10 protein-coding genes are annotated in these 11,433 nt (G+C 64.4%); 7 read left to right on the plus strand and 3 right to left on the minus strand.

Annotated elements, in window-relative coordinates; translation table 11 throughout:
• Positions 1-82 precede the first annotated feature (82 nt).
• Positions 83-1,255, plus strand: a complete 1,173-nt coding sequence (locus tag ACFQ2S_RS11045; protein WP_386074512.1) for a WD40/YVTN/BNR-like repeat-containing protein — start codon at positions 83-85, stop codon at positions 1,253-1,255.
• Positions 1,256-1,369: 114 nt separating this feature from the next.
• On the opposite strand, the gene ACFQ2S_RS11050 is transcribed toward ACFQ2S_RS11045, so the two are convergent.
• From ACFQ2S_RS11050 to ACFQ2S_RS11060, 3 genes are all read right to left on the minus strand, one after another.
• Positions 1,370-2,761: an aspartate aminotransferase family protein gene (locus ACFQ2S_RS11050; protein WP_386074513.1), complete on the minus strand. Its 1,392-nt coding sequence runs from the start codon at positions 2,759-2,761 to the stop codon at positions 1,370-1,372.
• 15 nt (positions 2,762-2,776) lie between these two features.
• The gene (locus ACFQ2S_RS11055) at positions 2,777-4,150 is read right to left on the minus strand and encodes a glutamine synthetase family protein (RefSeq protein ID WP_386074514.1); all 1,374 of its coding nucleotides are present in this window, start codon (positions 4,148-4,150) and stop codon (positions 2,777-2,779) included.
• Positions 4,151-4,256: 106 nt separating this feature from the next.
• On the minus strand, positions 4,257-4,925 hold the full coding sequence (locus tag ACFQ2S_RS11060) for a GntR family transcriptional regulator (RefSeq protein ID WP_386074515.1): 669 nt from the start codon (positions 4,923-4,925) through the stop codon (positions 4,257-4,259).
• Between the two features lie 160 nt (positions 4,926-5,085).
• On the opposite strand from ACFQ2S_RS11060, the gene ACFQ2S_RS11065 reads away from it, so the two are divergent.
• The 6 genes from ACFQ2S_RS11065 (at position 5,086) to ACFQ2S_RS11090 (ending at position 11,431) form a co-directional block, all read left to right on the plus strand.
• A complete protein-coding gene (locus tag ACFQ2S_RS11065; RefSeq protein WP_386074516.1) occupies positions 5,086-6,171 on the plus strand; it encodes a polyamine ABC transporter substrate-binding protein in 1,086 nt (361 codons plus the stop codon).
• Between the two features lie 70 nt (positions 6,172-6,241).
• Positions 6,242-7,393 (plus strand): ABC transporter ATP-binding protein, encoded by a 1,152-nt coding sequence (locus ACFQ2S_RS11070; protein WP_386074517.1) that lies wholly within the window; start codon positions 6,242-6,244, stop codon positions 7,391-7,393.
• Positions 7,394-7,397: 4 nt separating this feature from the next.
• Positions 7,398-8,294 carry an ABC transporter permease subunit gene (locus ACFQ2S_RS11075; RefSeq protein ID WP_386074518.1) on the plus strand — a complete coding sequence of 299 codons (897 nt, stop codon included), beginning with the start codon at positions 7,398-7,400 and terminating at the stop codon, positions 8,292-8,294.
• Positions 8,291-9,106 (plus strand): ABC transporter permease, encoded by an 816-nt coding sequence (locus ACFQ2S_RS11080; RefSeq protein ID WP_386074519.1) that lies wholly within the window; start codon positions 8,291-8,293, stop codon positions 9,104-9,106. The genes ACFQ2S_RS11075 and ACFQ2S_RS11080 overlap by 4 nt, the downstream gene beginning before the upstream one ends.
• A gap of 16 nt (positions 9,107-9,122) precedes the next feature.
• The gene (locus tag ACFQ2S_RS11085) at positions 9,123-10,466 is read left to right on the plus strand and encodes an NAD(P)/FAD-dependent oxidoreductase (RefSeq protein WP_386074520.1); all 1,344 of its coding nucleotides are present in this window, start codon (positions 9,123-9,125) and stop codon (positions 10,464-10,466) included.
• Between the two features lie 134 nt (positions 10,467-10,600).
• Positions 10,601-11,431 carry an inositol monophosphatase family protein gene (locus ACFQ2S_RS11090; protein WP_386074521.1) on the plus strand — a complete coding sequence of 277 codons (831 nt, stop codon included), beginning with the start codon at positions 10,601-10,603 and terminating at the stop codon, positions 11,429-11,431.
• Positions 11,432-11,433 lie beyond the last annotated feature (2 nt).

The raw sequence follows: 11,433 nt of genomic DNA on the forward strand, positions 1-11,433 counted from the left end.
AAGGGCCGGCGGGGAGGTGTCGGCGCTAGGGAGAGGGGTGAGGCTGTGCTACCTTGGGCTGGCGTGAACAGGAGGCTGCGCGATGCCGGTGACGTTGCTTGTGGGGACCACCAAGGGTGTCTTTCTGATCGAGGGAAACAAGGGCCGAACCGCGTGGTCCGTCCGGGGCCCGCTGTGCGATGGCTGGCCCGTCAATCATGTAGTCGGCGACCCCGCGAGTGGCACGATCTGGGCGGCCGGAGGCGGAGAATGGGAGGGCGCGGGCGTCTGGCGTTCGACCGACCATGGCGAGACCTGGGAGTTGAGCCTCCTCGCCAACGGACAGCGCAACGCCTTCATCGACGAAAACCCCGAGGAGGCGAAGCTGTTCGGCATGGAGCGCGAGGCGCCAGCACCGTTCAGCGGGGCGCTGGAGAAGCTCTGGTCGCTCGGGGTCTCCAACGGCACGGTCTATGCCGGTGCGAAGCCGGCCTCGCTCTATGCCAGCGGCGACGGCGGGGTGACCTGGGAGCCGGTGCCGGCGCTGACCGAGCATCCTTCCCGCGATAGCTGGATGCCCGGCGGGGCGGGGCTGGTGCTGCACACCATCTTGCCGGACCCGGACCGGCCGGAGAAGCTCTGGGTCGGGATTTCGGCGGCCGGCATCTTTGCCACCGAGGACGGCGGCAAGAGCTGGGAACGGCGCAACCGGCTTTCCAATGCCGAGACCGCGGAGGCCCACGAGGCGCATCCCGGCCATACCCACGACCCGCTGGCGGAGGCGGGGAGTATCGGCTTCTGCGTGCACAACATGGTGCGGGCGCGGGGCGCAGGCGACCTGATGTACCAGCAGAACCACCACGGCGTGTTCCGCAGCACCGATGGCGGGCGCAGTTGGGACGACCGGACCGAGGGGTTGCCCTCGACCTTCGGCTTCCCGATCGCTGTGCACCCGCGCGACCCGCAGACGATCTGGGTGCTGCCGCTCAACGGTGACAGCATCGGGCGTTATCCGCCGGGCGCGTCGGCCGCGGTCTGGCGTTCGCGCGATGGCGGGGAGAGCTGGGAGCGGAAGCAGGCTGGGCTGCCGGAGAAGGATTGCTTCTTCACAGTGCTCCGTCAGGCGATGGCGACGGATGCGCAGGAGCCCGCCGGGGTCTATTTCGGCACCAACAGCGGCAGCGTCTTTGCCAGCACCGACGAGGGCGAGAGCTGGGCGCCGGTGGCCCAGCACCTGCCGACAGTGCTGAGCGTGGAGGTGCTGGAGCGGGGGTGAGCCGGCCGGGGCCGATATTCCGCAATTCGAAGCCCGGGCGAGGGCAGGGCGCGCCGGTACGCGCATTCGGGCGTTGCTCTGGTCTTGCATCGCTGTGCCGCTCGCCCGGTACGGTTACTTGTAGAGACCCTTGTCCTTGATCTCGGCCAGGGTCAGGTCGAGCGCCTTGACCGCGCGTTCGATCAGCAGGTCGACGTCGGACTTCTGGAAGATCAGCGGCGGGGCGATGATCATCCGGTCACCGACATGGCGCATCACGAGATTGCCCTTGAAGCAGTGGCCGCGGCAGATCAGCCCGACCGTGCCTTCCGCCGCCTCAAACGGCGCGCGGCGAGCCTTGTCGGGGGTCAGTGCCAGGGTGCCCATGAAGCCGCGGGTATGCGCCTCGCCGACCAGCGGGTGATCCGCCAGTTGCTCCCATTTTTCCTTGAGGTAGGGGCCCGTGCCGGTGGCCACGTTCTCGATCAGTTGCTCTTCCTCGATAATCCGCAGGTTTTCCAGCGCCACGGCGCAGGAAACGGGATGGCCCGAGTAGGTGTAGCCGTGGTTGAAATCGCCGGCCCTTGCGACCGTGTCGGCAACCTCGTCCCAGACGATCGAAGCGCCGATCGGCACGTAGCCGGACGACAGGCCCTTGGCGACGGTCATGATGTGGGGACGAATTCCGAGGGTCTGGCTGCCGAACCAGTTGCCGGTCCGGCCGAAGCCGCAGATCACCTCGTCGGCGATCAGAAGGATCTCGTGGGCGTCGCAGATGCGCTGAATCTCGGGCCAATAGGTCTCGGGCGGGATGATCACGCCGCCCGCGCCCTGGATGGGTTCGGCGATAAAGGCAGCGACGTTGTCCTCACCCAGCTCGGCGATCTTCGCCTCGAGTTCGCGAGCGCGGGCGAGGCCAAATTCCTCGGGCGACATCTCGCCGCCTTCGGCATACCAGTGCGGCTGATTGATGTGTACGATGCCCGGGATCGGCAGGCCGCCCTGGGCATGCATCCCGCCCATGCCGCCAAGGCTCGCGCCGGCCATGGTGGAGCCGTGATAGGCGTTCTTCCGGCTGATCACGACGGTCTTGGAGGGCTTGCCCTTCGCGGCCCAGTAATGCCGGACGAGGCGCAGGTTCGTGTCGTTCGCATCCGACCCGCCGGAGGCGAAGAACACGTGGTTCAGATCGCCCGGCGCCAGCTCGGCGATCCTTTGCGCCAGCGCGATGGCGGGAACATGCGAGGTCTGGAAAAAGGTGTTGTAGAAAGGCAGCTCGCGCATCTGGCGTGCCGCAACTTCGGCCATTTCCTCGCGCCCGTAGCCGATGTTCACGCACCACAGGCCCGCCATGCCGTCGAGAATCTCCTCGCCCTCGCTGTCGGTCAGCATCACGCCCTTGGCACGGGTGATGATCCGCGCGCCCTTCGCCGCAAGCTCGGCCCCGTCGGTGAACGGGTGCATGTGGTGGGCTGCATCGATGGCCTGAAGCTCGGCTGTGGGCATGTGGTTGGTGATCATGTTCATTCTGTCAGTCCTTCATCAGGCGTTCAGCAGCAGGTGCTGACGTTCCCATGGAGAGATTTCTCGTTTGTATTCATCATGCTCGGCATGCTTGATGCCGGAGTAGAGCTGGCAGAACTCGGCGCCGAGAACCTCGCGGACGACGAGTTCCTCGTCGAAGAGTTCGAGGGCATAGCCAAGATCCTCGGGCAGCCGGGTTTCGCTTTCGTAGACCTCGTGTTCGGCGATCGGCCGTGGTGTGACGCGGTTCACCATTCCGAGATAGCCGCACGCCAGGCTCGCGGCTATGGCGAGATATGGGTTGCAGTCGATCCCGATGACCCGGTTCTCGATGCGCCGAGCGCCGGGCTTCGAGTTCGGAATACGCAGGCCGGTGGTGCGGTTGTCCTGGCCCCATTCCAGGTTGGTGGGCGCGCTCATCCCCTCGGCATTGAACCTGCGGAACGAATTGACGTAGGGCGCAAGCAGCGGAACCACCGCCATAAGATACTGCTGGCTGCCGCCGATGAAGTGAAAGAAGGCGTCGGTTTCGCTACCATCCTCGTTGGAGAAGATGTTGCGTCCCTCGCGGTCCACCACGCTCTGGTGAATGTGCATCGCCGAGCCCGGCTCGTCCCGCATGGGCTTGGCCATGAATGTCGCGAACACGCCGTTCTTGAGCGCGGCCTCGCGGATCGTCCGCTTGAAGTAGAACACCTGGTCGGCGAGCTTGAGCGGATCGCCGTGCAGAAGGTTGATCTCGATCTGACCGGCACCGCCTTCCTGGATCACGGTGTCGATCTCGAGCCCCTGCGCTTCGGCATAATCGTAGATCGTGTCGATCACCTCGCCGTATTCGTCCACCGCCACCATCGAGTAGGACTGCCGGCTTGCGCCCTTGCGGCCGGTGCGGCCAAGCGGCGGTTCGATCGCCTCGTTCGGGTCGGTGTTGGGCTTGGTGAGGTAGAACTCCAGCTCCGGGGCCACGACCGGGCTCCAGCCCTTCTCTGCATAGAAACTCAGAACCCGCTTGAGCACGTTCCGCGGGGCGATTCCGAGCGGCGTGCCGTCGCGCGTTTCCAGATCGCAGATCACCTGCAGCGTGGCGTCTTCGGCCCACGGAACGGCCGTGGCGGTGGCCATGTCCGGGCGCAGGACTATGTCCTTTTCAAGCCATTGGTCGGTGATGTCCTCCATGTCGACATATTCGCCCGACACGGTCTGGTAGAAGAGCGAGATCGGCAGGAAGAACGTTTCCTGGGGGGAGAACTTGTGGTGCGGCATCGCCTTGCCGCGCGACATGCCAACGAGATCTGGAATGATTGCCTCGACCTCCTCCAGCCGCCGATCCCCGAGGTAGTCGAGGAAGGCAGACGGAAGTTCGCCGATCCAGCTTTGAGAATATCTCGACATTCAAGGTTCATCCTACATAGGTGAAAGAGCCGCTATGCCGATCGGCGGCAGTTCGGCACTGCCCAGATTTATGATCAAATTTATTCCGAAGTCAACGCGACCGCCCTCAGGGCGCGCCAGTCGCGGATTCTTTCAAGGAGTTCCGAATCTGATCCAGACCCTGGAGGATATCCTGTTCCATTGCTGCACAAACCTTGTGCGCATCGCCTTCAACGAGGGCGTCCATCGCGGCGTCGTGCTGATCCGGAAGATTCGACGTGCCGTAACGTCCGCAGACGATTCGGAGGGACGGGCTGACCCGCATCCACAGGCCGCTGGCGAGCGTCAGCAGCACCTCCGCGCCGGCCTGTTCGTAAAGCCGGAAATGGAACCGGTAGTTCTGCTCGAGGTATCCGCGCACGTCGCCGTTGCCGATGGCCTGATCCAGGCGGTTGTCGATCTCCCGAAGGTCCTGGATGAGCTTTGAATCGGCTCGTTCTGCAGCAAGCCGCGCCAGCTGCGGCTCGATCGCTCTTCGTGCGAAGGCGATTTGTTCCAAGTGGTTGAGCGTCATCTCCGGAACATTGATGCGCCTGTTTCCAAGCGCGGTCAGGGCGCCTTCGGCGGTGAGTCTGCGGATCGCCTCCCGGACAGGTGTCATCCCCGCCCCGATGCGCTCGCGCAGCCCGAGAATCGTAAGCGGTTCACCCGGGGCGACTTCCCCGAACAGGATCATCTGGCGAAGGCGCAGGTATATAGCTTCGTGCTCCGGCGTCTTTGCCTCTTGCGTGGTCATCGGCGTTGCCTTTTTCTTGGTCGCGGGCGACCGACAGGGGGTGCGGTGCGTAACTGGGGGCTTGCATTTTGGCGCATTACCGCGAAGCTTGCGTCGAAAGGCAACGTTTGATCAAATAAAAACTCATGTCGAAGCCTGACAACCACCAAGGGAAGACACTATGAAAAAGGGAATCTCGACGCTGCTTCTGACGGTCTCGGTGACCGCCACGGCCGCCATGGCCGACGAGGTGCGCGTCTACAACTGGTCCGACTACATCGACGAGGAGCTTCTGGCGAAGTTCGAGGAAGAAACCGGTCTGGACCTTATCTACGACGTCTTCGACTCCAACGAAGTGCTGGAGACCAAGATGCTCGCTGGCGGTTCGGGCTATGACGTCGTCGTGCCCTCCGGCACGTTCCTGCAGCGGCAGATCGTGGCAGGCGCCTTCCAGAAGCTCGACCCGGCAAAGCTGCCGAATCTCGAGAACATGTGGGACGTGATCGAGAGCCGCACCGCACAGTACGACCCGGACAATGCCTATTCGATCAACTACATGTGGGGCACCACGGGCATTGGCGCCAACGTCGGCAAGGTCCAGGAAGTGCTCGGCGAAGACGCGCCGCTCGACAGCCTTGCGCTGGTGTTCGACCCGGCCAACATGGAGAAGCTCGCCCAATGCGGTGTCTACTTCCTCGACGCGCCGGCAGAGATGATCCCGGCCGCGCTGAAATACATCGGTGAGGATCCCGACAGCCACGATCCGGACGTGATCGCCAAGACCGAAGAGGTCTTCATGGCAATCCGCCCCTACATCTCCAAGTTCAACTCGTCCGAATACATCAACGCGCTCGCGAACGGCGACATCTGCGTTGCGGTCGGCTGGTCTGGCGACATCTTGCAGGCGCGCGACCGCGCCGCCGAGGCCGACAACGGCGTCGAGATTGTCTACAACGCCGCCAAGGAAGGCGCGCAGATGTGGTTCGACCAGATGGCGATCCCCGCCGATGCGCCGAACCCGGACGGCGCCCACGCATTCCTGAACTTCATCATGGATGCCGAGAACATGGCCGCTGCGTCCAACTACGTCTACTACGCCAACGGCAACAAGGCCTCGCAGGAATTCCTGGTGGAAGACGTGATCGGCGACCCCGCGATCTATCCGGACGAGGCAACGCTGAACAACCTGTTCACCACCACGCCCTACGACGCGAAGGTGCAGCGAGTCGTCACCCGGCTCTGGACCAAGATCAAGTCGGGCACCTGATCGCCCGATCTGCCGACCGGCCCCGCGCTTCACCTGCGCGGGGCCTTTTCCTGCTATCCGAAGGTCTGCCATGTCTGATCCCGCGCCCTCCTCCCGACCGACGGTGTTCGCGCCCTGGAAGGACCCTGCCGCACGTCCGTTGATCCAGTTCAAGAACGTGACAAAGAGATTCGGCGATTTCACCGCGATCGACGATCTCACCGTGGACATCTTCGAGCGCGAGTTCTTTGCGCTCCTGGGTCCCTCCGGCTGTGGCAAGACCACGCTCATGCGCATGCTCGCCGGCTTCGAAAACCCTTCGGAAGGGCAGATCCTGCTTGATGGCAAGGACATCGGCCCGGTGCCGCCCAACCGGCGCGCGGTCAACATGATGTTCCAGTCCTACGCGCTGTTCCCGCACCTGACGGTTTCCGAGAACATCGCCTTCGGGCTGAAACGGGACAAGCTGCCGAAGGAGCAGATCGCCGCGCGCGTCGACGAGATGCTGCGGCTGGTCCAACTCCAGAAATTCGCGGCCCGCAAGCCGCACCAGATCTCCGGCGGCCAGCGGCAGCGGGTGGCGCTGGCGCGCAGCCTTGCCAAGGCGCCGAAGCTGCTGCTGCTCGACGAGCCGCTCGGCGCGCTCGACAAGAAGCTGCGCACGGACACCCAGTTCGAGCTGATGGAGATCCAGGAAAAGACGGGGACGACCTTCGTCATCGTGACCCACGACCAGGAGGAGGCGATGACCGTTGCCTCCCGCGTGGCGGTCATGGACCACGGCAAGATGATCCAGGTCGACACGCCCGACCGGATCTACGAGACGCCGAAATCGGTCTACGTCGCCGACTTCATTGGCGATGTGAACCTGGTGGAGGGCCGGGCCACGTCCCACCAGACGGATGGCAAGGTGCAGATCCACTGGGCTGAGGGCAAGGCGCCGATCATCGGCACGCCCATGCAGCCGATCGCCGACGGCACGCGCTGCACCTTCGCGATCCGGCCCGAAAAGGTGCACATCTCCAAGGAGCACCCCGAGGGCAAGACCAACATCATGCAAGGCAAGATCATCGACATTGCCTACCTCGGAAATCTGTCCACCTATCATGTGCAGATTCCGACCGGCGAGATCTTCAAGGCCCAGTCCGCCAACACGCGCCGAATCGAGCGGCGCCAGTTCACCTGGGAGGACGATGTCTGGCTCTGGTGGAGCGAGACCGCCGGCGTTGTCCTGACGGAGTGATGCCATGAACCCGCGCAAGGCCCTGCTGATTCTCGTTCCCTACCTCTGGTTGCTGGCGCTTTTCCTGGTGCCCTTCCTCATTGTCCTGAAGATCTCGCTGTCGGACGTGGCCCTGTCGATCCCGCCCTACATGCCGACGCTGGATCTGTCGGCCGGCTGGACGGGCGTGAAGGATTTCCTCTCCCAGCTCGATTTCGAGAACTACGTCTTCCTCTCGGAGGATTCGCTCTACTGGAAGTCCTACCTTTCCAGCCTCAAGATCGCCCTGATCTCTACCGTTCTGACGCTGCTTGTCGGCTATCCGGTCGCCTACGGCATGGCCAACGCCCCGGACGAGTGGCGCCCGACTCTGATGATGTTGGTGATCCTGCCGTTCTGGACCAGCTTCCTGATCCGCGTCTATGCGTGGATGGGCATCCTCTCCAACGAGGGCTTCCTGAACCAGTTCCTCCTCTGGACCGGGTTGATCTCGGAGCCGCTGACGATCCTGAACACCAACACCGCCGTCTACATCGGCATCGTCTACACCTACCTGCCGTTCATGATCCTGCCGATCTACGCGACGCTGGAAAAGCTCGACGCCTCGCTGCTGGAAGCGGCCGAGGATCTGGGCTGCACCCGCGCGGGTGCGTTCTGGCTGGTCACCCTGCCGCTGTCCCGGCCCGGCATGATCGCCGGTTGTTTTCTTGTCTTCATCCCCGCACTCGGTGAGTTCGTCATTCCGTCGCTGCTGGGCGGGTCCGACACGCTGATGATCGGCAAGGTGCTGTGGGAGGAGTTCTTCTCCAACCGCGACTGGCCGGTGGCGTCTGCGGTGGCCGTGGTGCTGCTGGCGATCCTCATCATCCCGATCATCCTGTTCCAGCGGCAGCAGCAACGCCAGCAGGAGGCAGAGCAATGAGACGCCTTACCTGGTTCAACACAGTCTCGCTGACGCTCGGGTTCGCCTTTCTCTACATACCCATGATGATCCTCATCATCTTCTCGTTCAACGAGAGCAAGCTGGTGACGGTCTGGGCAGGCTTCTCGACCAGGTGGTATGGCGAACTGCTCCGCAACGAGGCGTTCCTCGACGCGGCCTGGGTGACGTTGCGGGTGGCCGTGATGTCCTCCACCGTGGCGACGGTGCTGGGGACGATGGCGGCCTATGTCATGGTCCGCGGCGGGCGGTTCTTTGGCCGCACGCTGTTCTCCGGCATGATATATGCCCCGCTGGTCATGCCCGAGGTGATTACCGGCCTGTCGCTGCTGCTGCTCTTCATCGCCATCGGGCTGGATCGCGGGATCATCACCATCGTGCTGGCCCACACCACCTTTTCCATGTGCTACGTCTCCGTCGTGGTGTCGTCGCGGCTGGTCAGCTTCGACCGCTCGGTCGAGGAAGCGGCGCTCGACCTCGGCTGCACGCCGTTCCAGGCATTTCGGCTGGTGACCTTGCCGATCATCCTGCCGGCGGTGGCGTCGGGGTGGCTGCTCGCCTTCACGCTGTCGCTCGACGATCTCGTGATCGCCTCCTTCACCGCTGGTCCGAGCGCGACGACTCTGCCGATCAAGATCTTCTCGTCGGTGCGGCTGGGCGTCAGCCCGGAGATCAACGCGCTGTCGACGATCATGATCGCGATCGTGGCGGTGGGCGTGATCGTCGCGTCCTTGATGTCGAAAAACGCCATTGTTCGGCAGGCACGCGAGGAGAAGGCGGCCGCCCAAACCTGACGGCCGGAAGCGCTCCATGCTGAGACCCTATGAAGAGATGGCCTATGGGCCGCGCCCGATCGAGGCGAGCTATTGGCGCGAGACGGTGACGGAAGCCGAGGTGCCCCGCTGGCCGGAAAGCGAGGGCGATATCCGATGCGATGTCGTCGTCGTGGGCGGTGGGTACACCGGGCTGTCGGCGGCGCTCGATCTGGCGGAGGTGGGCGCGGATGTCGTGGTGCTCGAGGCCGAAGCCCCGGGCTGGGGGGCGTCTGGCAGAAACGGCGGCTTCTGCTGCCTCGGCGGCGCCAAGCTTTCGCCCGCAGCATTGGAGCGCCGCTATGGGGCGGAGGATGCCGCCCGTTTCTTCGACGCCGAGAAGCTGGCGGTGGACCTGGTGGCCGAGAGGCTGGACCGTCACGGCATCGCGGCCGATGTACATTCCAATGGCGAGACGCTGCTGGCGCATCGCGCGTCGGACGTGCGCGGGCTGGAGGTCGAGGCGCGTGAGGTCAGCGCCCGCTTCGGTGTGCGCTGCGAGGTGCTGAACCGTACCGATTTGGTGGCGCACGGCATGGCGAGCGAGGAATTTCACGGCGCGCTGACGACCCCGATCGGCTTCGCGCTCAATCCGCTGAAATACGCGCTCGGCCTGGCCCGCGCGGCCTCCGAGGCGGGGGCACGGATCTTCGCCGCCTCTTCCGCACAGACGATCACCGAAGAGGGCGGCGGCTGGCGGGTCGAGACGGCGCGCAGTGTCGTGCGGGCGGCGAAACTGCTGATGGCCACCAACGGCTACGGCTCGGACGACATTCCGAAGTGGATGGCAGGGCGGTTCCTGCCGGTTCAGACCAACATCCTCGTCACGCGCGAGATGACGGAAGGAGAGCTGGCTGAACAGGGCTGGACCTCCAACCAGATGTGCTACGACACGCGCCACCTGTTGCACTATTTCCGGCTGATGCCGAACCGGCGCATGCTGTTTGGCTTGCGCGGGGCGATGCGGGCTACACAGGCCGCTCACGAGGAAGTCCGCGCCATGGCCCGGGCCGATTTCGAGCGGATCTTCCCGGCCTGGCGCAAAGTGGAAACGCCCTATTTCTGGTCCGGCTTCGTTGCAATGTCCCGGGATCTGACACCCTTCGCCGGGCCGCTGGACGGGCTTGAAAATGCCTTTGGTGCGATGTGCTATCACGGCAATGGCGTCGCCATGGGCAGCTATGCCGGCGCGCGGCTGGCCGATCTGGCGCTCGGGCGTCCGCAGCGGCAACCGCTGCCCGATCTGATGCGCCGGGCGCCGCCGCGCTTTCCCTTTGGTCGCCACCGGCGTGTCATCCTGCCTTTGACCTATCGCTGGTATCGTCTGCTCGACACGATCTGAGCGAGGCCCGGCGCGTCCGGGCATCGCACTTACGGCTGACGCATGGTGCGACTATACCGCGGGCAGGAAGCCGTCAGGCATCGTGGCGGGAACATGTGCCGAGGCCCATGTCCGGAACTGAAAGGAAAGCAGGCATGATCCCCAACCAGCAACAGCAGGACGCCCTCGTCGAGGCGGTCCGGACCGCCGCCCGGGAGGAGATCCTGCCGCGGTTCCGGAACCTCGAGGCAGGCTCAGTCGACGCCAAGAGCAACCCTGACGACCTCGTGACCATCGCGGACCGGCTGTCCGAAGCCTCGATCTCGGCAGCGGTGGCAAAAATCCTGCCCGAGGCCGAGATTGTCGGCGAGGAAGCGGTCGCGGAACACCCCACGCTGCTGGACCGGATCGGCATAGCGGAAACGGCCGTCATCATCGATCCGATCGACGGCACCTGGAACTTCGCCAAGGGCGTCTCCGTCTTCGGCGTGCTGCTGGCGGTGACCCATCGCGGCGAGACGGTGTTCGGGCTGCTTTACGACCCCCTGAACGACGACTGGATCATGGCAATTCGCGGCGGCGGGACGTGGTTCTGCACCGCGGACGGGAAGCGCCGGCAGCTGCGGCTCGATGTGCCGGAAGGGCCGACCGGTTTCGCCGGCTTCGGCTCGCCCTGGCTTCTGCCGGAACACCTGCGGGAGCGCTTCGCGCTGTTCCTGCTTGGGCGGGGCCGGGTCACGGACATGCGCTGCGCCTGCCACGCCTACCGGACCTTCTGTTTCGGCAACGGGCAGTTCAGCTTCGATTTCAAGCTGATGCCCTGGGATCACGCGGCTGGTGCGCTGGCCGTCGTCGAGGCCGGTGGCGCGGTCGGCCTGCTAGACGGACGCGACTATGCGCCAACGATCCACGAGGGTTACTTGGTCTCTGCACGCAATGCGGAGACGCTGGAGGCTCTGCGCAGGGAGCTTTCCTGGATGGTCTAGGA

The organism is Tropicimonas aquimaris, assembly GCF_042676185.1.
GTDB classification, from domain to species: Bacteria; Pseudomonadota; Alphaproteobacteria; order Rhodobacterales; family Rhodobacteraceae; genus Tropicimonas; species Tropicimonas aquimaris.

Bases quoted from the DNA above. Each gene is read 5' to 3' on its own strand.
- ACFQ2S_RS11045 (WP_386074512.1), top strand. From the start codon at position 83: ATGCCGGTGACGTTGCTTGTGGGGACCACCAAGGGTGTCTTTCTGATC.
- ACFQ2S_RS11050 (WP_386074513.1), bottom strand. From the start codon at position 2,761: ATGAACATGATCACCAACCACATGCCCACAGCCGAGCTTCAGGCCATC.
- ACFQ2S_RS11055 (WP_386074514.1), bottom strand. From the start codon at position 4,150: ATGTCGAGATATTCTCAAAGCTGGATCGGCGAACTTCCGTCTGCCTTC.
- ACFQ2S_RS11060 (WP_386074515.1), bottom strand. From the start codon at position 4,925: ATGACCACGCAAGAGGCAAAGACGCCGGAGCACGAAGCTATATACCTG.
- ACFQ2S_RS11065 (WP_386074516.1), top strand. From the start codon at position 5,086: ATGAAAAAGGGAATCTCGACGCTGCTTCTGACGGTCTCGGTGACCGCC.
- ACFQ2S_RS11070 (WP_386074517.1), top strand. From the start codon at position 6,242: ATGTCTGATCCCGCGCCCTCCTCCCGACCGACGGTGTTCGCGCCCTGG.
- ACFQ2S_RS11075 (WP_386074518.1), top strand. From the start codon at position 7,398: ATGAACCCGCGCAAGGCCCTGCTGATTCTCGTTCCCTACCTCTGGTTG.
- ACFQ2S_RS11080 (WP_386074519.1), top strand. From the start codon at position 8,291: ATGAGACGCCTTACCTGGTTCAACACAGTCTCGCTGACGCTCGGGTTC.
- ACFQ2S_RS11085 (WP_386074520.1), top strand. From the start codon at position 9,123: ATGCTGAGACCCTATGAAGAGATGGCCTATGGGCCGCGCCCGATCGAG.
- ACFQ2S_RS11090 (WP_386074521.1), top strand. From the start codon at position 10,601: ATGATCCCCAACCAGCAACAGCAGGACGCCCTCGTCGAGGCGGTCCGG.